At 47.2% G+C, this 22,678-nt stretch carries 23 protein-coding genes and 1 tRNA gene; 2 read left to right on the forward strand and 22 right to left on the reverse strand.

Annotated features, from left to right (window positions below; all coding sequences use genetic code 11):
* Positions 1 to 19: 19 nt before the first annotated feature.
* From speD to L1F29_RS22240, 10 genes are all read right to left on the reverse strand, one after another.
* A complete protein-coding gene (gene speD / locus L1F29_RS22195; protein ID WP_258384223.1) occupies positions 20 to 418 on the reverse strand; it encodes an adenosylmethionine decarboxylase in 399 nt (132 codons plus the stop codon).
* Positions 419 to 753: 335 nt separating this feature from the next.
* Positions 754 to 1,344 (reverse strand): non-ribosomal peptide synthetase module, encoded by a 591-nt coding sequence (locus tag L1F29_RS22200; RefSeq protein WP_258384224.1) that lies wholly within the window; start codon positions 1,342 to 1,344, stop codon positions 754 to 756.
* Between the two features lie 209 nt (positions 1,345 to 1,553).
* Entirely contained in the window at positions 1,554 to 2,156 is a 603-nt protein-coding gene (gene yihA, locus L1F29_RS22205; protein WP_258384225.1) for a ribosome biogenesis GTP-binding protein YihA/YsxC, read from the reverse strand.
* 69 nt (positions 2,157 to 2,225) lie between these two features.
* Positions 2,226 to 4,568: an endopeptidase La gene (gene lon / locus L1F29_RS22210; RefSeq protein ID WP_258384226.1), complete on the reverse strand. Its 2,343-nt coding sequence runs from the start codon at positions 4,566 to 4,568 to the stop codon at positions 2,226 to 2,228.
* An 82-nt stretch (positions 4,569 to 4,650) separates the two neighbouring features.
* The gene (gene lonB, locus L1F29_RS22215; protein WP_258384227.1) at positions 4,651 to 6,357 is read right to left on the reverse strand and encodes an ATP-dependent protease LonB; all 1,707 of its coding nucleotides are present in this window, start codon (positions 6,355 to 6,357) and stop codon (positions 4,651 to 4,653) included.
* A 119-nt stretch (positions 6,358 to 6,476) separates the two neighbouring features.
* Complete coding sequence (gene ispG, locus L1F29_RS22220) at positions 6,477 to 7,592, reverse strand: flavodoxin-dependent (E)-4-hydroxy-3-methylbut-2-enyl-diphosphate synthase (RefSeq protein ID WP_258384228.1); 1,116 nt, start codon at positions 7,590 to 7,592, stop codon at positions 6,477 to 6,479.
* A gap of 96 nt (positions 7,593 to 7,688) precedes the next feature.
* Positions 7,689 to 8,945 carry an ATP-dependent protease ATP-binding subunit ClpX gene (gene clpX / locus L1F29_RS22225; protein WP_258384229.1) on the reverse strand — a complete coding sequence of 419 codons (1,257 nt, stop codon included), beginning with the start codon at positions 8,943 to 8,945 and terminating at the stop codon, positions 7,689 to 7,691.
* A gap of 24 nt (positions 8,946 to 8,969) precedes the next feature.
* Complete coding sequence (gene clpP / locus L1F29_RS22230) at positions 8,970 to 9,557, reverse strand: ATP-dependent Clp endopeptidase proteolytic subunit ClpP (RefSeq protein WP_258384230.1); 588 nt, start codon at positions 9,555 to 9,557, stop codon at positions 8,970 to 8,972.
* Positions 9,558 to 9,954: 397 nt separating this feature from the next.
* Entirely contained in the window at positions 9,955 to 11,256 is a 1,302-nt protein-coding gene (gene tig / locus L1F29_RS22235) for a trigger factor (protein WP_258384231.1), read from the reverse strand.
* Between the two features lie 94 nt (positions 11,257 to 11,350).
* Complete coding sequence (locus L1F29_RS22240) at positions 11,351 to 12,253, reverse strand: hypothetical protein (RefSeq protein ID WP_258384232.1); 903 nt, start codon at positions 12,251 to 12,253, stop codon at positions 11,351 to 11,353.
* Between the two features lie 193 nt (positions 12,254 to 12,446).
* Between L1F29_RS22240 and L1F29_RS22245 the strand changes: the two genes are divergently transcribed.
* Positions 12,447 to 12,520, forward strand: a tRNA-Gly gene (locus L1F29_RS22245).
* A gap of 459 nt (positions 12,521 to 12,979) precedes the next feature.
* Here L1F29_RS22245 and L1F29_RS22250 read toward each other — a convergent pair.
* The 6 genes from L1F29_RS22250 to L1F29_RS22275 form a co-directional block, all read right to left on the reverse strand.
* The gene (locus L1F29_RS22250) at positions 12,980 to 14,893 is read right to left on the reverse strand and encodes a hypothetical protein (RefSeq protein WP_258384233.1); all 1,914 of its coding nucleotides are present in this window, start codon (positions 14,891 to 14,893) and stop codon (positions 12,980 to 12,982) included.
* Positions 14,881 to 15,426 (reverse strand): hypothetical protein, encoded by a 546-nt coding sequence (locus L1F29_RS22255; protein WP_258384234.1) that lies wholly within the window; start codon positions 15,424 to 15,426, stop codon positions 14,881 to 14,883. The genes L1F29_RS22250 and L1F29_RS22255 overlap by 13 nt, the downstream gene beginning before the upstream one ends.
* Entirely contained in the window at positions 15,419 to 16,663 is a 1,245-nt protein-coding gene (locus L1F29_RS22260; protein ID WP_258384235.1) for a hypothetical protein, read from the reverse strand. The genes L1F29_RS22255 and L1F29_RS22260 overlap by 8 nt, the downstream gene beginning before the upstream one ends.
* Before the next feature lie 175 nt (positions 16,664 to 16,838).
* Entirely contained in the window at positions 16,839 to 17,267 is a 429-nt protein-coding gene (locus L1F29_RS22265) for a hypothetical protein (protein WP_258384236.1), read from the reverse strand.
* Positions 17,268 to 17,440: 173 nt separating this feature from the next.
* Positions 17,441 to 17,914 (reverse strand): hypothetical protein, encoded by a 474-nt coding sequence (locus tag L1F29_RS22270; RefSeq protein WP_258384237.1) that lies wholly within the window; start codon positions 17,912 to 17,914, stop codon positions 17,441 to 17,443.
* A 68-nt stretch (positions 17,915 to 17,982) separates the two neighbouring features.
* Positions 17,983 to 18,168: a hypothetical protein gene (locus L1F29_RS22275; RefSeq protein WP_258384238.1), complete on the reverse strand. Its 186-nt coding sequence runs from the start codon at positions 18,166 to 18,168 to the stop codon at positions 17,983 to 17,985.
* 215 nt (positions 18,169 to 18,383) lie between these two features.
* On the opposite strand from L1F29_RS22275, the gene L1F29_RS22280 reads away from it, so the two are divergent.
* Positions 18,384 to 18,722 carry a YhjD family protein gene (locus L1F29_RS22280; protein WP_507765393.1) on the forward strand — a complete coding sequence of 113 codons (339 nt, stop codon included), beginning with the start codon at positions 18,384 to 18,386 and terminating at the stop codon, positions 18,720 to 18,722.
* A gap of 39 nt (positions 18,723 to 18,761) precedes the next feature.
* On the opposite strand, the gene L1F29_RS22285 is transcribed toward L1F29_RS22280, so the two are convergent.
* The 6 genes from L1F29_RS22285 to L1F29_RS22305 are packed head-to-tail and all read right to left on the reverse strand — an operon-like array spanning position 18,762 to position 22,678.
* The gene (locus L1F29_RS22285; protein WP_258384240.1) at positions 18,762 to 19,433 is read right to left on the reverse strand and encodes a peptidoglycan recognition protein family protein; all 672 of its coding nucleotides are present in this window, start codon (positions 19,431 to 19,433) and stop codon (positions 18,762 to 18,764) included.
* Positions 19,417 to 19,698: a phage holin family protein gene (locus tag L1F29_RS22290; RefSeq protein ID WP_258384241.1), complete on the reverse strand. Its 282-nt coding sequence runs from the start codon at positions 19,696 to 19,698 to the stop codon at positions 19,417 to 19,419. Before L1F29_RS22290 ends, L1F29_RS22285 begins: the two co-directional genes overlap by 17 nt.
* A gap of 6 nt (positions 19,699 to 19,704) precedes the next feature.
* Positions 19,705 to 20,001 carry a hypothetical protein gene (locus tag L1F29_RS22295; RefSeq protein ID WP_258384242.1) on the reverse strand — a complete coding sequence of 99 codons (297 nt, stop codon included), beginning with the start codon at positions 19,999 to 20,001 and terminating at the stop codon, positions 19,705 to 19,707.
* A gap of 30 nt (positions 20,002 to 20,031) precedes the next feature.
* The gene (locus tag L1F29_RS34500; RefSeq protein WP_373876425.1) at positions 20,032 to 20,175 is read right to left on the reverse strand and encodes an XkdX family protein; all 144 of its coding nucleotides are present in this window, start codon (positions 20,173 to 20,175) and stop codon (positions 20,032 to 20,034) included.
* A complete protein-coding gene (locus L1F29_RS22300) occupies positions 20,147 to 20,464 on the reverse strand; it encodes a hypothetical protein (protein ID WP_258384243.1) in 318 nt (105 codons plus the stop codon). The genes L1F29_RS34500 and L1F29_RS22300 overlap by 29 nt, the downstream gene beginning before the upstream one ends.
* Before the next feature lie 12 nt (positions 20,465 to 20,476).
* Positions 20,477 to 22,678: a hypothetical protein gene (locus L1F29_RS22305; protein WP_258384244.1), complete on the reverse strand. Its 2,202-nt coding sequence runs from the start codon at positions 22,676 to 22,678 to the stop codon at positions 20,477 to 20,479.

Here is a 22,678-nt window from a genome sequence, read left to right on the forward strand (position 1 = left end):
ACAATCTTTGTTGTTAGTGTTAGACGAATTGCGGCAGCTTCATTTCGGGTTCGACGACTTTCAATTCGCCCATTCCGCGAATGAGTTTCTTTCCATGTGTCGTTGTTGGCTTCAGCACGGAAAGCATATAGTCGATCGCAAGCTGCGGATCCACTGTTTCGCCGCAGGTATAGCAATCGAGCGCAGCAAATCCTTTTTCAGGATACGTGTGGATCGAGAGATGACTTTCAGACAACAGCACGAGCACAGTTGCTCCTTGCGGCTCGAATTGTTTAGACTGAACAGAGAGTACGGTAGCGCCGCATGCTTCGGCAGCCTCCACCATGTGGGCTTGTAAAAATTCTGCATTGTTGAGCAGCTCGAAGTCTACACCCCAAGTATCAACAGCAACGTGTCTTCCGAAAGTTGAGTATTCCATCTTCCGGTTCCCCCTTCCTAGGAATAAAATGTTTGAAAAATTTCATCCGCTAGGACCTACGTCATTCACTGCCCGAGGGAATAATCTCTCGCAACATTACCATGTCCTGAGTGAATCCTGGTTCCTAATATTCATTTCAACGAGAATAAAAATAACATCTATCACACAGAAATGCAACCCTTTTTTTTAAAACATGAGTAAATCATCATTCAGGGCAGCTACAGTAATAAGCGTATGTAGAAGGAAGTTGTCCTGTGAGCGGGTCAAATGATGGATAAAAATAAAAAAAGCCGCTAATCTGCGGCTCTTTGAACATGCTGTTGAAACGCTTGCGGCTAAGCCTCCAGAACAAACAGCTGATGTGTATAATGCTTTAATTTCTCATCGATCAAATCGATCTGAGTGCGGTCGGAGCATTGATTGCGCAAATCAAGCAGCTCGTTAATCGTGCTCTGCAGATTATCGATGGACTGCTCGATCATATTGCTTTGGAACTGGGCTTCCAGCATACCGAGCGTGTCTTTGTATTCAAAGACGACCCTCATGACGCCCTTCGCTTGCTCCGTAATCTTATGAACCGCGCCTTGCTCATACTGATAGATCATCGTGTAGCTCGGATAAATACGGTTTACAATCGCATCCCCATGAAAAGTGGAAACCGCCTTGCGCATAGCATTCGTTAACTTCGGATTGATCAAGCGGCAGGAAAGCGTACATACATACCGATCCTGTTGACGCTCAAAAATGAAGCGGACTTCTTCCCGCCCTGCGTCGTCTTCGAGAACCATTTCGTGATTGCCGTTATCGAGCACCCGCACCTGCTGTTTCACATGCTGCTCTTCAAAAAACCGGACAAATCCCGCCATCTCTTCAGCCGTTAATTGCAGAGAAGCTTTCACATATTCCGTGGCTATCCGCTGAGCCATAAAAATCTCCTCAATTCTATAAACTTGCACGTTCCGCCGCTTAAGACGAACCGTCAACCGATTGTTTCTTGCTTACGTATATTATACTTGATAAGAGCTGTTTATTCCTGCCGCCTGTTCTTGATATTTACGCATATTTCTGAAAAATCACGGGGATTTAACGATGAGTCCGCCATATTATCCGTTATCCTCACTTTTCGAAGGAAACATCACTGACTTTCTGCCGGATCCTCAATCGCTTTCATAATAACGTCCCAAAGCTGTTCCCGTCCCAGGCCCGTTTCCGAAGAGACCAGCACCATGTTGTCTGCCGGATCCGCCTCGAGCGTCTCCTTGACGATCTTCATATGCTTCTCCCATTTGCTGCGCGGAATCTTATCCGCTTTCGTTACGACGATACAAACCGGAATTTGAAAATGCTTCAGCCAGTTGTACATCAGACAGTCATCCTTGGTCGGAGGATGCCGCACATCGATAATGTGCAGAACCATCTTGAGCGGCTCCCGGTCCCGCAGGAACGACTCGATCATGTTCCCCCATTCCTCGCGCTGCGTCTTGGACACCTTCGCATAGCCATAACCGGGAAAATCGACAAAATACAATTTTTCGTTAATCCGGTAATAGTTCAGCTGCTGGGTCTTGCCCGGCTGCGAGCTTGTGCGGGCGAGCGCTTTGCGCATAAGCATCCGATTGATAAGCGACGATTTTCCGACATTGGAACGCCCTGCCAGAGCAATCTCCGGCAAGGCGTCCACGGGATATTGATGCGGCTTAACCGCGCTGATGACGAATTCGGCCTGTGTAATATTCATTGTCTCTCGTTAACCCGCTTTCTTCATTCCTCAACTTCTTGCCTCAATCATGAAACAAGAAGGCGAATTCTAGTGCGTTTCCACTGGTGCATGCTCCAGCGCATGCTCTAATACTTCATCCATATGGCTGACCGGGATAAACACCATATCGCCCCGGACGCTGTCCGGAATATCGCGCAGATCGCGCTCGTTTTCCTTCGGTATCAGCACTTTACGAATGCCGGCACGATGCGCGGCAAGGGATTTCTCCTTGAGTCCGCCGATCGGCAGAACCCGTCCCCGGAGCGTGATTTCACCTGTCATCGCGACCTCCTTGGAAACGTAACGTCCGGTCAGAGCCGAGATCAACGCTGTCGCCATGGTGATCCCCGCGGAAGGTCCGTCCTTCGGTATAGCGCCTTCCGGGATATGAATGTGAATATCGTTCTTCTCATGGAAGTCCGGTTCGATATGAAGCTCCTTGGCTCTGGAGCGCGTATAGCTGAATGCCGCCTGAGCGGACTCCTTCATGACATCTCCGAGCTTGCCCGTCAAGGTCAGCTTTCCGCTTCCCGGCAGCACGGTTACCTCGATGACGAGCGTATCGCCGCCGACCTCCGTCCAAGCCAGTCCGGTAACGGCGCCGATCTGGTTCTCAACCTCGGCTAACCCGTAGCGGAATTTCGGAGGCCCCAGCCATTCCTTAACTTTGTCGGGGTCGACCTGAATCGCGGTGAGCTCCGGATCCGAAACGATCGTCTTCGCCGCTTTGCGGCATAGAGACGCGACTTGCTGCTCCAGATTGCGGACGCCGGATTCCCTTGTATATTCGCGTATAACAAGCATTAGCGCACTTTCCGTGATCTCGATCTGCTCTTTCTTCAGTCCATGCTCGCCAATCTGCTTCGGCAGCAAATACCGCTCGGCGATTTGCATCTTCTCAAGCTCCGTATAACCGGGAATATAGAGCACTTCCATACGGTCGAGCAGTGGACGCGGAATATTATGAATCGCGTTGGCCGTCGTAATAAACATCACCTTCGACAGGTCAAAGGGCAGTTCAATAAAATGGTCGCTGAAGGTGTTGTTCTGCTCCGGATCGAGAACTTCCAGCAGCGCTGAAGCCGGATCTCCGCGGAAATCCATCGCCATCTTGTCGATCTCGTCGAGCAGGAAGACCGGATTGGAGGTTCCCGCCGTCTTCATCCCTTGTACGACCCGTCCCGGCATGGCTCCGACGTATGTGCGGCGGTGACCCCGGATCTCGGCCTCATCGCGAACCCCGCCAAGGGATATCCGCACGAATTGCCGTCCAAGCGACTTGGCGATCGACCGTGCCATCGAAGTTTTGCCGACACCCGGAGGTCCGACGAGACAGAGGATCGGTCCCTTCAGCTTCTTCACGAGCTTCTGAACCGCTAGATACTCCAGCACACGTTCCTTCGGCTTCTCGAGACCGTAATGGTCTTCGTTGAGAATCGCCTCGGCTTTGGCGATATCGAGGTCATCCTCCGTTACTTTGCTCCACGGAAGCGAGAGCAGCCAATCGATATAATTGCGGATGACGCCGCCCTCGGCAGAAGTAGACGGCATCTTCTCCAGACGGTCGATTTCCTTCTCGACCTTCTCCTTCACTTTCTCCGGCAGATCGGCTTCGGCCATCTGTGTGCGCAGCTCCTCCACCTCGCCCGCACGGCCTTCCTTCTCGCCAAGCTCTTTCTGGATCGCCTTCATCTGCTCACGCAAATAATATTCCTTCTGCGTCTTTTCCATCTGCTTCTTGACGCGCTGGCTGATTTTGCGTTCGAGCTCAAGCACTTCGCGTTCATTGTTCAAGATGTCCAGCAGCTTCTCCAGCCGCTGGCGGACGTCGATCGTCTCCAGAATATCCTGTTTGTCTTTGATCTTTAAGGATAAATGACTGCTAATGACATCGGCCAGCCGGCCCGGCTCGTCGATGTCAGAAACGGCCGCATGCGTCTCGGGCGTCACTTTCTTCGATAAGTTAATGTAATGCTCGAACTGATTCAGCACCGTCCGCATGAGCGCGTCGATTTCGGGATCCGTCGACTCCTCTTCCGGTCTTTCCTTCACCGTTACCTCGTAGAAATCGTCATTGGGCAAATAATCGACAATTTCCGCCCTTACAACGCCTTCAACAAGCACGCGGATCGTGCCGTTCGGCAGCTTGAGCATCTGCCTGACGCGCGCGATGGTTCCCACACGGTAAATATCTTCCTGTGACGGCTCTTCAATATTGATCTCGGATTGCGAGCAAAGCAAGATCATATGATCGTCAATCATCGCGCGGTCTAATGCGCGAACAGACTTTTCCCTACCCACGTCAAGATGAAGCACCATGCTGGGATATACAAGGAGCCCCCTGAGCGGCAGTAGGGGCAGCCGACGACCTTTCCATTTAGCAGGTCCCATACCAGCACCTCCATTATCGCTGAAGTTTTCTATAAGCAGAAAACTCGCTGAAGCATTTTCCACCTTATTCTATACCATATTATCACTCAACTGAATCCGCCTGCAAATAAGGCAGTCCAGTAGCGATGAATACATCCGTGGCCGGAGCCTGCTGCATAGGCGCTGTACGCTGTTCTTCCTGCGGAAACGCATGCTTCAGCACATCATGGATATGATCCGCCGGAATGACCTCCAGACCTTGCAGATCCGCGAATATGACCTGCCAGTTCTCGCGCGGGATGATAACCCGGGTTGCGCCGGCCTGGAATGCGGCTTCCACCTTGGCCAGCACGCCGCCAACCGGCTTAACGTCGCCATGAATCCCGACCTCGCCTGTCATCGCCAGCTTGTTGTCGATCGGCTCGCCTTTGATGGCCGATGCGATTGCCGTAGCCATCGCGATACCGGCAGACGGTCCATCGATCGGCGTACCTCCTGGAAAGTTAATGTGCAAATCAAAGTTTTCCGGTTGAAATCCGATGCGGCGCAGGACGGTCAGGACGTTCTCGACCGATCCCTTGGCCATGCTCTTGCGGCGAAGCGTGCGGCTTCCTCCGCCGCCAAGTTCCTCTTCATCGACAACACCCGTTATCGTGAAGCGCCCTTTACCTGAGCGGGCCGGTATCGCGCTGACCTCGATTTCAAGCAGAGTGCCCATATTGGGCCCATAGACAGCCAAGCCGTTGACGAAGCCAACCTGCGGCGCAGCAGGCACCTTGCGATCGGGACGGGGCGGAATTTGGCTGCTGTTTACCACCCATTCGATATCCGCCGCCGTAATGCCATCTCTTCTCTCCGACAGGGCTAGGCCCGCAGCAAGCTGGATGACATTCACCGCTTCGCGGCCGTTCGTCGCATAGCGCTGAACGACTTCAATCGCTTCCTGATTGGGAGGAAGGCCGAGTTTCTTGAGCGCATTCACGGCAATTTGTCCAATTTCCTCCGCTAGCAGCGGCCGGAAATAAATCTCCATGCAGCGCGACCGCAGTGCAGGCGGCAGCTCTTGCGGCGAACGCGTCGTTGCTCCGACTAGACGGAAATCGGCAGGCAAGCCATTCTGAAAGATGTCATGGATGAACATCGGAATATTCGTATCCTCGGAGTTGTAATAGGCGCTCTCCAGAAACACTTTCCGGTCCTCCAGCACCTTCAGTAATTTATTCATCTGTATCGGGTGCAGTTCGCCGATCTCGTCAATAAACAGCATGCCTCCATGCGCCTTTGTGACCGCACCCGGCTTCGGCTGCGGAATACCCGCCACACCCATAGCGCCGGCACCCTGGTAGATGGGGTCGTGGACCGAGCCGATCAACGGGTCGGCAATACCGCGCTCGTCAAACCGGGCCGTCGTGGCGTCTATTTCAGTGAACTTCGCTTCCTGCTGAAACGGCGACGCCGGATTCTTCTTCGCTTCCTCCAAGACGACCCGCGCCGCTGCAGTCTTCCCGACGCCGGGCGGCCCATAGATGATCACATGCTGCGGATTCGCGCTGCAGAGAGCCGCTTTGAGAGCCCGCAGGCCGTCCTTCTGGCCAACGATGTCATTCATCGTTTGCGGACGCGTCTTCTCCGACAGCGGCTTCGTCAGCGAAATGGAGCGCAGCTTGCGCAATTTATCCATTTCCTTGCGGGACTCTTTATCCACTGCGGTACGATTCGTCTTCTGACTTCTGAGCAGGTTCCAAAAATACAGTCCGATCACGATGGCAAAGAACACTTGAATCAGCATAAGAATTAAACTTAAGCTCATAGCGTATTTACTCCTCTCCAAAAAAAACATCCGGCATTACCGGGACTCATACTTGTCAGTATTGCCCCTTGCCGGATGGAATAATCGCTATGAGCTCGCAAATTTGCGCGAATCGCTCGTTATTTGGTTGAATCGTGATGCGCCTTGCGTCCCGGAATCTCACCCGTCTCCTCGAAGACGCGTACAATTTCGTCAATTTCCTTCTTCAGCTCGCTCAGCAGATCCGCTTCAGGTACTTTGCGGATCATTTCCCCATAACGGAACAGCAGGCCTTCGCCGCGCGCCCCGGCGATGCCGATATCCGCCTCGCGCGCTTCCCCGGGACCGTTGACCGCACAACCCAATACCGATACTTTTATCGGCACTTTAATGCTGCTGATGTACTCCTCTACCTCGTTGGCGATGGAGAACAGATCGATATCCAGACGGCCGCATGTCGGGCATGATACGAGCGTTGCGGCGTTCGTAATCAAGCCGAAGCTCTTCAGAAGCTCGCGGGCCACCTTCACTTCCTCTACCGGATCCGCGCTAAGGCTGATACGCAGCGTGTTGCCGATTCCCATTGCAAGCAATGCTCCGATACCCGCCGAGCTCTTGATCGTGCCGGAGTGAAGCGTGCCGGCTTCGGTAATGCCAAGATGCAGCGGGTAGCGGATGCGCTCCGCAGCCATCCGGTAGGCGGCTATTGCCATCGGTACGTCCGACGCTTTGAGCGACACGATAATATCGTGGAAATCCAGCTCTTCCAGAATCCCGATATGAAATAACGCGCTCTCCACCATCGCTTCCGGCGTCGGGTAGCCGTATTTCTCAAGCAGATGATTCTCAAGCGATCCCGCATTTACGCCGATTCGGATTGGAATGCCGCGTTCCTTACAGGCACGGACGACCATCTCGATCTTGTCCCGTTTGCCGATGTTCCCCGGATTGATCCGGACCTTGTCGATGCCGTTCTCGATCGCGAGAAGTGCAAGACGGTAATCAAAGTGGATGTCCGCAACAAGCGGGATATGAATCCGCTTCTTGATTTCCTTAATCGCAGCGGCAGCTTCCTTGTTATTGACCGTCACCCGGACGATCTGGCAGCCTGCCTCTTCCAACCGTAAAATTTCTGCAACGGTTGCTTCCACATCCGCTGTCTTGGTCGTACACATGCTCTGAATGATGACTTCATCGCTTCCACCGATCGTGTGGACGCCTACTTTAACCGGTACGGTATCTTTTCGTAAATACATCAGGTAACCTCTCCCATGAACGTCAAAGTCCACCTCTTTATAAGCGGCCTTATGAGCCGCTTGGCAGAGGTGGATGCGTTGACTGTATATAGTGGATCAGGCGCTTTCTTCTTTTTTCTTGCCCTTCTTCGACGTCAACTCAGGCATAATCTTATCCTGAACAACCTTCTCCGTTATCATGCAGTTGGCAACATCGTCGCGTGATGGCACCTCGTACATCACGTCCAGCATAATGCCTTCGATGATTGCACGGAGACCGCGAGCGCCGGTATTCCGTTTGATCGCTTCCTTGGCTATGGCATCCAGCGCAGCAGGCTCGAAGTCCAGCTTCACGTTATCCATCTCCAGGAGCTTCTGGTACTGCTTAACAAGCGCATTCTTCGGTTCGGACAAAATCCGTACCAGTGCCGGCTCGTCAAGCGGCTCCAACGTCGAGATGACCGGCAGACGGCCGACAAACTCCGGAATCAATCCGAATTTGAGCAAGTCCTCCGGAAGCACCATGGACAGGTATTCGCCGGCTTTCAAGTCCTTCTGGCCATCGCCCCCGGCATTAAAGCCGATCACTTTCTTGCCGATACGGCGTTTAATGAGCTGTTCCAAGCCGTCGAACGCGCCGCCGCAAATAAAGAGGATGCTCGTCGTGTCGATTTGGATAAACTCTTGATGCGGATGCTTGCGTCCGCCCTGCGGAGGAACCGAAGCAACCGTACCTTCCAGGATCTTCAGCAGCGCCTGCTGCACGCCTTCGCCGGATACGTCCCGCGTAATCGAAGGATTCTCCGATTTGCGTGCAACTTTATCGATTTCATCGATGTAGATAATGCCGCGTTCCGCTTTCTCCACATCGTAATCTGCAGCTTGAATCAGCTTCAGCAAAATATTCTCAACGTCCTCGCCGACGTAACCCGCTTCGGTCAAGGAAGTCGCGTCTGCGATCGCAAACGGCACGTTCAGAATCTTAGCCATTGTTTGCGCGAGAAGCGTCTTGCCGGAGCCCGTAGGGCCGAGAAGCAGGATGTTGCTCTTTTGAAGCTCGACATCCTCTATTTTGTTTTGCGAATTGATACGCTTGTAATGATTGTATACCGCTACGGAGAGCGATTTCTTCGCTTGCTCCTGGCCAATTACATATTGATCAAGAATGTTGCGGATATCCTTCGGCTTCGGAATGTCCTTGAGATCAAGTTCTTCCTCGTGTCCGAGCTCTTCCTCAACGATTTCCGTGCACAGCTCAATACATTCATCGCATATATAGACGCCGGGACCGGCAACCAGCTTGCGGACCTGATCCTGCGACTTACCGCAGAACGAGCATTTCAACTGGCCTTTTTCGTCATTGAATTTAAACATGGGATCACCCCTTCATTTCGTTGATTACAGAAGCGTAGAAGTTACGACCTTATCGATAAGCCCGTAATTCAGCGCCTCTTCCGCGCTCATGAAGAAATCACGGTCTGTATCGCGGTCGATTTTGTCATACGGCTGACCCGTACGATCGACGAGAATCTGGTTCAGCTTTTGTTTCGTTTTGAGAATCCAATCGGCATGTATCTTAATATCGGACGCTTGGCCTCGAACACCGCCGAGGGGCTGGTGAATCATAACCTCGCTGTTCGGAAGCGCGAGACGCTTGCCTTTCGCGCCTGCTGTGAGCAGCAATGACCCCATGCTTGCAGCCAAGCCGACGCAGATCGTAGATACGTCAGGCTTAATGAACTGCATTGTATCATAAATACCCATGCCAGCGGTAACTGAACCGCCTGGCGAGTTAATGTACAAGTGGATATCCTTCTCCGGATCGTCTGCCGCCAGGAATAGCAGCTGCGCAATGATGGAATTCGCAACATCATCGTCGATCGCACTTCCTAGAAAAATAATCCGATCCTTCAAGAGACGGGAGTAAATGTCGTAAGAACGTTCTCCTCGATTCGTTTGCTCAACGACAATTGGTACCAGATTCATGCGACCAACCTCCTTTAATGTGATGTGACTGAAAATGAATCATAAACGCCTCACTGCCTGAGCATAAGCTTTACACGTTAAGTATGACCCTTATTGGGCTGACTCCAAACCGGCGCGCAAGGAACGTTTTGGTTTCAAAGTCATTTTATCATGTTCCGGGAGCAATGTCATTTTTCACTGCTAAACGGTTCACGAAGCTTCAGTGTCGGTGTGCTCTCAACACTGAATATTACAGTATACGGCGGTGCCGCAATGATATGTATTGGGCTCAGCCCATTTAATCGGTTCTTGCTTATGTACCCGCCAGAATTCAATCCCTAGCTGAGTGAAAACAGGCACGCTAATACGTGCCTGCCCATTGAAAGAATGAGCCGTCCGAGGGACGGCTGCAGTCTCCTTACGCCACTTCCGTAGCGACTTTGCTGTTATCGAGGAGGAACTTGATCGTTTTGCGGATAATAAGATCCGCCTTCAGGTTCTCCAGGTTTCCGTTGCCGGAGAAAATCTCGCGGAGTTCTTCAGCAGGACGGTTGTACATAGCGGACAGTTTTTCAAGCTCTTCATTCAATTCCTGCTCGCCTGCTTCAATGCCTTCGTTCTTGGAAATTTGCTCCAGAACCAGATTGTTGCGAACGCGCTTCTCAGCGTCGATTTTCATTTGGCCGCGCAGCGCAGCCTCGTCTTGTCCGGAGAACTGGTAGTACAGATCCAGGTTCATCCCTTGCGAACGCAGACGGTTCTCGAAATCGCGGACGAGATAATCTACTTCGGCATCGATCATAGCTGCCGGAACGTCGATGTCAGCTGATTCAGCCGCTTTCTCTACAACCGCAACCTCGCGGGCTTGCTCGTTTTCTTTCTCCTTGCGCTCCGTAAGCTTCTTCACGAGATCTTCTTTGAACTCGTCCAGCGTATCGAACTCGCTAACGTCTTTGGCGAATTCATCGTCAAGTGCAGGCAGGTTCTTACGTTTGATTTCATGCAGCTTCACCTTGAACGTAGCCGCTTTGCCAGCCAGCTCGTCGGAGTGGTAGTTCTCTGGGAACGATACATTGATATCCTTGAAGTCGCCTGTCGCCATTCCGATTACTTGATCCTCAAAGCCCGGGATGAACGAACCCGATCCGAGTTCAAGGGAATAACGCTCGCTCTTGCCGCCTTCGAACGGCTCGCCATCGATGTATCCGTCAAAGTCGATAACCGTCATGTCGCCTTGCTCTGCAGCGCCTTCATCAATAACGACCAGCTCAGCATGACGCTGCTGCAGACGGTTCAATTCCGCAGTAACTTCTTCTTCGCTTACGCTAACGTCGGCGGAAGGGATCTCAAGTCCTTTATAATCGCCAAGCTTCACTTCCGGCTTAACCGTTACTTTTGCTTTGAATTTGAACGTTTGGCCTTTACCGAATTGTTCGATATCGATGTCCGGACGGTCGACTGGCTCGATTCCTGTTTCTTTCAGAGCGAAAGAATAAGCTTCCGGAAGCAGAATATCAATGGCATCCTGATAAAGGCTTTCGATGCCGAAACGCTTCTCGAACATAGCGCGAGGCACTTTGCCTTTACGGAATCCAGGTACGTTTACTTTCTGAACGACTTTCTTAAACGCCTTGTCCAGCGCTTCCGTAACTTGTCCCTCTTCGATCTCTACATCGATGGCGACAAGATTTGTGTCTATTTTTTCCCATGTTGCTTTCATGTTATGCTTTCCCCTCCAAATAAAATCACGCATTCATGCGCATAAGTTTCACGATTCATAAACCATTACATTATAATCAAGTTCAGCCGGAATATCAAGGCTCGCCACCGCTATCTTCACCATGAAATTGCGCTACGAGCCGCAAAGCCCGGCATGCTTGTTCGTACCGGAAGCGCAGGGCGTCCGTAATTCCGTATGTATCGCGCAGCTGGTCGTCATCCGATCTGCCGTATAATGACAGCTCCAGCGTCTGATGCAGCGCCGCTGCGAAGCAATCGACCGTATCTTCTTCGTCCCTGACCATCATATTGTAGATCGTCGTGCCATATAAACACTGCAGGCATTCCTTCCACAATTCCTTGGCAAAATGAGGAAGAGTCGAATCCAACACTTCCGTTACGGACTCTACCCTCTCGGCAACGAGATTTACGACGTCCGGGAAATCATCCATCGAGAGCGGCGTTTCTTCGATTTCCAGATCGACCGTTTCACCAAGCCGCTGGATTTGGATCCGGCCGGTTACTTCGCGCTTCCGCAAGCACTGGAGCGCTTTGAATTGGAGTGCCGGGTGCAGCTCGCTGCCCGTTAACCAGGACACCAAGGTCGTATCGACGTCAGGATGATCCAGATGAACGGCCCGTTCCAACGCAAGGACCTGCTGATCCACAACGGGATGATGCTGTATGATATACAAAATCTGCTCGACATACGCGTCGTCCTGCTTAACAGGCGTCAGCACCTGCTGCCGGATGGAGTCCTCGTCCTCATCATCCTCTTGCGAATCCATCATGGCGCCGCTCTGCGAGCTTCCTCCATTCGAATCGGGAAAAGCCATGTCCAGCCAAGACAGAAGATTGCCCCATTCCTCATAATGGCGCTGATCCTCGCCCTGGCACTTAAGCAGGAAGTGAAGCAATCTCTTGGCTTCTCCATACTGCTCCGCTTCGAGCATGCGGGTCAGCTGAATCTGGTATTGATCCAGCATGGTTGGAAACAAATAAACATTCTCTTTGTTGTCGCCTTGCGACGTTCTTGAAGTCGTAATGGAATCACCGCCTTGTATCAGGTGCTGCAAATGTTGAGATGCCGGGCCTTGTCCCCGGCGATCTATTTCGTTAACGATTATAACACTGTCTATTGTTGATTTCCATGAGACGCTATGCTATCATAATTCTACTCATAATCTTAGTGCGGGTGTAGTTCAATGGTAGAACGCCAGCTTCCCAAGCTTGAGGCGAGGGTTCGATTCCCTTCACCCGCTCCATAAAAAAATCAAAATAAGCCTTGATAATTAAGGCTTTTTCTTTTTTTATTATTAACTCATTTGGAGTTAATTTAACCATTTGGGGCCGGATTGGGGCCAAAAGCCCTAATGGATAAATTATTACTTCATAATACATAACCTTTATGAAAAACTCTGTTTCAATACCTGGCCCCCTGTCTCTCCCCGATCCCATGTTTTGAATAAGAGGATGGTGATTCCATGTGTCATCCTCATTTAACGTTAACAAGTGGGCAACTAATATGAAAAAAAAAAAAGCAGGCGGGGCTAACCCCCTGCTCTTTTTCATATTCAATCAATTTTTAGATACCATCAAGCTCCAGCGCCAATATGATTTTGTTTAAGTTATCTGGAGGCTTTTAGATTTATTATGTACTTAGTATTTCCTCCCTCAGACGAGCGTTCAAATGCCTCTACGAGCCACTAGGTCACTTAAAGTCGTTATTCCTTCGCTCGCCTCTTTAACAACCTATCTTCATCCGTTAAGGTATCCCTTACATACTCCTTAAATGCAGGAGGATATTTATTGATACCTGTTGTTAGTATAACTTGAAAATCAGGTTTTGTTTCAACTGCTGGGTCGGGAATTATTTTTTGTAAAACTCTGTCCAAGTTTTCATTATCAATTCCAAGATTCTCAGGAGTATCGATCAATAAGAATCTTGGAAAGGGAATGTCACTTTCAATAGACATTCTAAGTAACGTTAAAAAATACATGAACCGTTTCGGAACATTGGTGCTTGCCTGTTTGTATTCACCATCATTGATAATGGGCATATAATTCTCATCAATTACTGCCTTATTAATGTCGTCCGCCGTATCAGTCATCAAACTGTTATATATTTCATTAAATTGTTTCAGTTGTTTTTCTATTATGTCTTTCAGGATCCCCTCCAACATCAGAGCTCTCCTGAATTTTCTGCCGTACTCCTCATTCTTAGTATTAAATTGCTCTTCAAGTGATTCATATTTTTTTAATACAACATTCTTTTGTTCTAAGTCCTGTATTTTCGACTTCTCTTGTAAAATTTCATCATTTATGCGATTTAGTTCTGAGTCATTAGATAAAACGGCTACATCTTTCTCTATGTCATTTAAATGCGATGTTAATTTTTCTTTCTTTATTTCCAATACAAAAATAGCCTTATCAATATCATTTAGCTCTTCTTCGCAAGATTCTAAAGCGACATCTATTGTATCAACTGACTTTTGTTTGGATTTTAAAATATCAAGATATTCTTCAGAGCTATAAAAGAATTTTTCGTATTGGCTTTCATCAATTTCGGAGCCACAAATGCAATGGTTTTCTTTCCTATCTACCCTCAGTAAGCAACAAGGACATGTATTAGGGGAGAATAGATTTAGTTCCTCATGTGCAGAAATTATCTTCTTTAAATGAGTGACTTCTCGAATGAGATCCTCTTTTAAATCCACCAAGCTTCTATGCTCAGTTAAAACGTTCTGCTTTCTTTGTTGGAGCATAACGTACTCTCTTTCAATCTGTACGAGATCAGTCCGAAGTTGTGTTAGTTGATGGTTAAATTGCCTGGAGTCGATTTTTAACTTTTTCCTAGACTCACGGTAAATTTGCAACTTTTCGAGGTTTATATTTGCTGACATTAATTCTTTCTCTAATGCTTCTGTGGTTAAGTGAGATATATCATACCCCATATCTCTAACCATTTTTTCATAGTTGTTGAAAACAGATTTTGCGGTATCACGCTCGCGCTCTAACTTTTTTAACTCACCAACTAAGGAGTGATATTCTGAAAACTGATGACCTATAAGCAATTCAAAAATAACTTTACGGATTTGCAAAGAGTCGGCAATAAAATTATTATCCGTCCGATGCTCTTTATAAATCTTTCTCGGCACAGTATCTTGGTCATAATGTATAAGTCGATACAGATCGGGGAAGTTGATTTTAAATTTCCGTGAGCCTTGATAAATCTCAACTACTTCAATGTGTAATTTTGATAGGAACCAGTCAGAAAAAATTACTGGATTTGCTTCACCTCTATAAATCGCATAGGATTCAACATTCCCACTTGAATCAGTAACAAAGATCGTATTGTTATTAAAGTATCTTTTAAGTACATATTTTGAATCATTGATACTGATTTCCAATATGACGAAATTATCTTTATCACCGCATATCTCTTTATGGATTTCACTTTCATTACAGTCATACTGTCTTACATAAACCCCTAACCCATAACTAATCAGGTCACTAAAAGTGGTTTTACCCGAACCATTTTTACCCTCAATTATATTCAGACCCTGCTTTAATTCGGGGGACCTATACTCATAGTTCTCCCCTGAATAAAGTACTCGACTAATCATTAAACTTGCCATACCGTCACCCCCTTGTTGCCAAAAAATTGCTCCAGAAGCTTGCTAACTGTCAATGTTCTTATTCTTGGTGAGATTTCTCTCACCTTTTGTGTATGTTCAATTTCGATTTTATAAAGTGAGGTATCAAAAAAAGACTCCGGAATCTTGTCCTTCCGAATCCAAATATCAATCGAATGACGAGTTTCATTCTTTTGCAACTCTATGTATTCATTATGTTCCAATGCAAACAGGATTGAAGTTACTAATTTCAATTTAAGTCTGCTACTATAGTACGTTTCTCTAAGCAATTCAATTTCTTCGCTATTCGGTAAGTGATTTGAGTTGTTAAATCTAACAACGATGTCAAGAAGTAAATGGTTGGAGATAAAGGGAATGATATAAGTTAATTTTGTATAATCAACGAATCGCCTGTTTTCACTAATACATCCTAGAGTGTCTAAAAAGACTAGAATGTTATATGTAATGAAGTAGTAGTCATCCTCTTTGCTAAACATTATACGTTTTTTCACATCTAAGTTTTGCTTATTAGACATTTTCTCCACCTTCGTCAAACGCTAAAAAGCAGGAATCAAACAACTCTAGAATAGCGTTTTTTAGAGTATCTCTGTTACTAAATACGTAAGTGAAATCTTTAGACTTGTCAGCCAAATGAGCCTCAGCACACTCTTCTAACTGAACTAACCAATTGTCTATTACCTCTGGTGTTATTTCTTTTCCTTTATGCGCTTCTAATAAATCAAACATAAGACTTTCACAAGCTTCAAAAATCCTAAATTGATACGAGCCTCTATCTTTACTGTCAATTCTAGAAAGTTCTACTTTGACAGCTCCAATCTTTCTTGCAAAAATGCCCAACTTCCTCTTGTTGTAATTCTGGCATACAGCAACTATTTTAGCATCGATATTACGCTTATCTGTGGGAGGCGGGAGCTTTTCCCATTCCTCATATATTGGGTCATTACTTTTGTAGTTATGAGTGGCTACTTCCAAAAACTTTACTTTTACATCAGAATCACTTACCAAGCGAGCCAAAAAGTCCTTTATGTTTTCTTTTCGTTCGAACTCTTGTAGCAATGCACCTAAAACATATCCTTCTCTTCCATCTAATTTTGAGTTGTAAAACTTTGATTCTCTAATTTCACTTAAAACGGTTTCTTCTAGCTCTGCGTCATCTTCTTGTCCAAATTGCCAATCAATTCTATTAAGGAAATCAATCCAGTAGGTATCATTCCACCGTTCAATACTTTCCAAATACCCAGATTCATCTTTTTCTTCGTATTGGCTCCTATACTCTGCTAACAGGATTGTCTTTATAGCTGAAAGCAAATTGTGATCTGAGTAGTCACGTTCCATAAGAAGCTTTAAAATCGGCTTCTCTGGAAGTTCAACCCCCATTTCTTGTAAAGCCTTTGTATTGTATTCTTTCCCATGCTGAATATTCGTGTAAAAACCAAAATGTAAGTGAGTACTCAATTTATTAGAAAACCAGCTGTCCAAAAAAATGACTAGAGAATTTCTCACCTCATCGGTATTGAATGAAAAGGATTTTTTAGATGCGTAATCCTTATCCCCCTCCGAGTATTCACTTATTTTGCCATCAACCTCAACGGTTTTTGTATAGACGTCATCTAGATACTCTGTTGCGGCATATATTGCGACTTTATCTGATTCCTTCATTTTCTTTAATATTAATTGGACGGCACGAAGTCGTTGTAATCGGAACCCTTTTGTTTTGTCTCCAGATTCTCGATTAATAGTCTGATCGGTCATAATCTACATCCTTTGGATTAAACTGTCTCCCCTTTCATTTCGACAGAATATTCCATTTGCCTGCTTCTATTCTGGATTTTATTAAATTATCCTGCCCGCCCAATCGACGAGGAGGACGTGAAAAGGATCTGCCGCGGCGGATCCTTCTGCTGTTTTATTGAGTTACCGTCCCCCGTTACTTCAACGTTGATTTCAGGATTTGTTTTTTAAATTCACGAAATTCAGGCTGAAAAATCTGATTCTCTCGGAAAAGGATATATTCGCCATTCCAAGTTAAATCGAATTGTTCATTTGACTTTAACAATAATGTAACTTGAAATGGACCGCCTTTTGGGGAAGGCCCGTTGTATGGGTTTATATCTTCCTTATTCACTCTTTGTAGCATTGTAATGAGTGAATAAATCTCATTTATTTCGAGTTTCCTACGGTATCTAGCTCCCCAGCTAGCCTCAGCTGACTTTATTTCATCTGCTGATAAGCTAAACAATCGCATGTCGTAATACTTTTGTGTATGGTAGTTGGTAAAAAATGAAGCATTCTCGCCAGTGATCATACCATAGTTTGTTACAGACATAAGAACAAATAAAAGTGATAAGACTGGCACACTGAAAACATCCCTTCAACGAGTTTTAGAATAGTGTGCCCACTAAAACAGGGAAGTATTATTTTTGTGCAAATCTGCCCGTTACTTTAATGAACAAGGAGCAGCCTGCCGCTGGCAAACTACTCCTTGATTAGTTTAACTATCGTACCCGTTAGTTGAACAAGGAAGTCAATTTAATTACTACCGTTGATAATCTTTTCTAAAGTTAATTCCTTTGGTGAACCAGTCCAATACTCACTTTCTCCTTGATACTCTTCACTTTTCCATTGACTTAATACTTTCTCACTAATAATCGTTAGTGGTTTTAGTTTTAACCATTCAGAGTCATATGTTTGTAAATCTACCTTTGCCTGAATAATGGTTTCTATTTCATTTGGCAAACTCACACTAACAATACTTTGATAAACATTATCTTTATTGCCGTCATAAACTTGATACTCTCTAAAAAGTACACTTATGGATGAATTATTTTGGTCCTTGGTTTTTAGGTATTCATCAACAAGCACATGATATATTTTATCTTTGACGATTGAATAGTCCGATTCTAATTTTTTCACTTCTTTACCGTCGGTTTCAATTTTGGAGCATCCTGCTAAAATAATAAATAAACAAAATATAGAAGATAATAACAATGTCTCTGGTCTCATTAAATCCCCACCCTTCCAATAATTTAACCATATTCTGCTTAGCCAATCACTGCTTAATGGAATCCTCTCTATTGTAAGTAATAACGGCAGGCAGCATTCAGGTAGTACATACCGTTTACCTTTACGGCATTTTCCGTTATTACCTCGATCGGTCCCCCATAATCAGCGATTGATCCATCCTTATAATAGATTATGATGTTTTTGTCCTCAGCCATTGCAGCCATGAGATGCGCGGCGGTCGTTAACTCCTTCATCAAGTGCTCCCCCTGATTGTCTATTCCTGATCATATTCGGCGCGACTCAATAAAATCCTACTTATTTGGAAGTATGCTTCTAATGACTTTTGGCCAACATAAGCATATAATATACGAACACATGTTCTTAAAAAAGTGGGGTTATTCTAGTGAGGCGTAACATACCGACTCGTGAGGAAATAGAGGCTGTGCGTGATTACATCTTTTTACCGTATATGTTGGATATAGTCGAGACAAATAGAAGAAAGCTTATGAGCGATACAGTATCTCTCAAGCTTTTGTTCGAAGCATCCTGCGGGCTGCTGGCTGATCGGATTCATCAGGACCTGGTTGCCGTTCGTAAATATCTTAGAGAGCATGAAATCAAAGTAGAAGAAGCTGATCAATTCGAGGGTCAGATACAATTTAAATTTTGGGTACGAGGCTATGAGGATTCCTTTATGCTATTGCGGGAGTTAGTAAAGGCGGAGATCAGTAAAAGATTTGGAAAGTACATTTCGGAGATAGCAAGAGGATGGAACACAAACGATAAAAAAACCCTCACTAAACGATAAGTTCAATCAACCCGCCAGCCAAGGCTAGCGGGGCATGTTTTATTTATTCGCGAGCAAAATGGTATTCAGCCAGGTCAACTCCGACAGAGTCAGTGTCCCGTCCTTAGCCTTCTCAATCCAAGACGGATCATTGAAAGTCTTGCGATCGTGCAGGCTTTGAAGCGACTGAACAAGCGTATCACGTTGGTACTTGGATATCTCCAACATTTCCTCCCCCTTCTTCGGCAGCTGACGCATTTTATACCCGACCAGGTTAACGAAAGCCGTCCAGCCGGTCCAGCGGCCGCCGTCGTACATCCGCCGCGGGCAGATCTTACCGGACCAGTCGAAATGCCGGCGCATCTGGTTCACTCCCCAGCCGCGCTGCTTCAGCATATCGGCGACGAGCTGCGCAGCGTTGTCGAGCGCCTTGGCATAGTCGCCGCTCTCGCAGATTTCGATACCAATCGATGAGCCGTTGCCCGCCGCGGTGCCCGCATGCAGCGTCTTTTCGTCGAGAGGTATGCACTCAATGGCTTCCCGCTCGTCCACGACGATATGATATGAAGCTTCTCGGGGATTTCCCGGATTGGTCAGCCATCCACGCTCGTTACGTGCCGTACTGGTCGGATTACCCGTGTTGTGGATCGTAATGGTCGTCGGGTTGATCTTGACTCCCTGGCGGCGCCTGCATGGCGTACCGTGCGGGATATGATCAACGGTATAGATCATCGCGACCAGCTCCCTCCCGGCTCTGCTTGACGAGTTGATTGCCATAGACAGCCACCGCGGCGCACAAGATGCCTTGCAGCACTGCTTCCACCGATGGACCGGACATGAAAATAACTGCAACAATCGCACCGACAGTCAAGATGAACACGATGGTCCAGTCCGGGATGCGCGGAATCCGCTTAATCGAGAGTCCCAGCACCCAGCAGGCCGAAACAACACCCAATAGCTTCGTATCAATCAATTCCATAATTGCGTTCCATTCCATTTCAAATCACTCTCCTGAGTTTTTATTGGATTCAAGACGATCAAGGCGCTTATGTGCTTGCTTGACAGATTCTTCAGATCTTGTAACGCGTTCGGCCAGATCATCAAACCGCGTCCCTTGGTTTCGTTGCTCAATCCGGACATCATCGATACCGCGTTTGATATACTCCATGTCCGTTTGCAGTTTCGCGTCTCGCCCAGCCTCCTGGATTGTATCTTGCCGAACCGTACGTGAACGCCCTAGCCAGCCGAGTATAATGCCGGAGATAGCAGCAATGACCGAAATGATAGCTGTTGCTTCCATGACCCACCCCCAAAAAATAATAGCCCCGCGCTATGCGAGGCCGTTAATTTGATTTGCTTGTTCGGTTGTAATCCATCCTTTAATAACTGCGTTCTGTACCTGCTGATCCGTCAAACGACCTTCATTCCGCAGTCTTTGAAGTGTTTCAAACAATCGAACCACCTCCCAAAGCATCGAGCAGTAATTGATCGGTCACAGCACGCTGGGCTTCAAGTTCCTTCATAAGCTGTTCTTCTGGTGTCAGTGGGCGATCATATTCTTCAAACCATTGCTCACCAGTTATCGGATTGACATACCATAAAAAACCTTTACCTACCTTCGGAGTTGGGAAACTTGCCTCTTCGCCCACGACTACCCCGTTGGTAGTATCGAGACCAGCATTTTCTTGGACTTCTAAATTGTAAATCGTTTCTACTAGCATTTTTTCGGCACTTATGAGCTTACCTTTCAATAGTTTTGACATGACTACCTCCAATTAGCTAATGATTTCATAGTTTATGGCTTGGTTAAGTTTGCGGACGGTTTTACCTGAAGAAATGCTATGAGCGCAATAGACGTTACCCGACGCATCTACGGTTATACCCCACCCATTACTGACATCCGTTTTGCTCCATACTTCCGTTCCCGATGAGTTAAGTTTGCGGACGGTCTTTCCAGAAGTATAATAAGTGCAATATGCATTTCCTTCTGCATCTACGGCAACCCTACTCCCGTTAGCGACTTCGGAATTGCTCCATATTTCCGTACCTGATGGATCAAGTTTTCGGATGGTTTTATTGCCTACAGTGAGAGAGTGAGTACAGTAGACGTTACCTGACACGTCTATGGCTATACCCCGTCCACCGCTAACATCTGTCTTTCTCCACACTTCGCCTCCCGACGGGTTAAGCTTGCGGATAGCTCCATCATGAGCGCAGTAAACATTTCCTGACGCATCTACAGTTATACTAAATCCTCTTGTGATATCTGATTTGCTCCATAATTCAGCACCTGACGCATCAAGTTTGCGGATAGCTTTGCTTTGGGTAACGATATCGTCGTGAGCGCAGTAGACGTTACCCGATGCATCTACAGTTATGCCCATGCCACCACGGATATCTGTTTTGCTCCATACTTCGCTTCCTGACGCGTTAAGTTTGCGGATGTATTTTGCACCGCCTGTATCGACATCATGAGCACAGTACACGTTCCCTGATGAATCTACGGCTACAGCTTTTCCGTTGTCGACATCCGTTTTGCTCCATATTTCTGAACCTGATGGATCAAGTTTTCGGATTACTTTTGTGCCTGCGGCGACCCTATGAGCACTATACATATTTCCTGTTGAGTCTACGGCTATGCCTTGCCCATTGCTGACCTCCGTACTACTCCACTCCTCTACGGCAGACTCATTTTTCTTTCTTAAGTTTGTGCTCGCTATAGTGTCTCCTATGTTGTAATCACCCCCTTCACCCTGTAAAGTAAAAGCCAATGATCCGTCATATACAAGCGTATAGACCACGTTTTGTTTTAAGTTCCCGGTGGACAACGCGGAACCATTAGACCTCATAATAAGCTTTGCACCAAGCCCATTGACGTTGATCGTTGCACTGCCCGTATTTGTAAGGTGTGCTTTAATCGTGATTCGTGTCCCAGCCGTAAGTGTAGAATAAGGCGGGGTAAAGTCCGCAAGGTAGGCCGTTCCTGTCCCTGTCGTCGTTACAAACGGGGGGGCCTCAATCTCTGCTCGGCGAGCGATATCGTCCGCTGCAACCGGGGCTGCCGCCTTTGCGCGACCGTCTGCATCACGCTGCATAATTGTATTCGGCGTTCCTGCTTTTGCTGGTTGCATGCCATCTAATAGATCGGCGTCTAATCCGCTTCCATTGCCGTCAACCGATTTAAGTTTCCCCAGCACGTCTGCAGCCGTATATGATGCCGCAGGAAGGGCAGCATCTGCTTTCGTCTGAGCCGCTTGTGCTGCAGATAACGCTGCATCAGTTTCAGCTTTTCGTGCGATGTCATCCGCGGTTGCTGGCGCCGCTACTTTCGCCCTTCCGTCGGGGTCCCGCTGTATAATTGTATTCGGTGTTACTACCACTGCTGGTTGCATGCCATCTAATAGATCGGCGTCAAGACCACTACCATGACCATCAATCGTCTTGAGCTTATCAAGGATATTCTCAGCCGTAAAATTGAGGCCGGTAATCGCTGCATTTATTTTTGACTGAACGCCCGTGGTTGTTTCCTGCTCAGTCCATGACGTCCAAGTACCTGTGTTACCGTTGTAGTAACGCACCAAGGGCCGCATGGTATTCCCATCAATCAACCACTGAATACGACTATTCGCATCAATTTGATAAACCTCGCATAATCCGGTTTGGAAGCCTGCTGGTTTGGGTGATAACGAATGGGGGATGTAATAAATGCCTGTGGCAATTAATCCGTCAAGATTCCCTCCGTAGACATGTGCAATACCATTATCCTGGGTCAGCTTATAAACCTGCATAGCCTCAACCATAACTTTTTCCGCTGCCTTTTCTTGTAGCTCCTTTAAGGCGTTATAAGCTCGGTTCATCTGCCAGTTCCAGTAATCAGCAGGGGGTTTTTCAGAGGGCAACCACCCCTCATTTTTTTTAGATTGTGGTGGCTCGACGCCTTGCGAGTTCCATTCTGGCAACTGTTCATTAAATGGCAA

This window comes from Paenibacillus spongiae (assembly GCF_024734895.1).
GTDB classification, from domain to species: Bacteria; Bacillota; Bacilli; order Paenibacillales; family Paenibacillaceae; genus Paenibacillus_Z; species Paenibacillus_Z spongiae.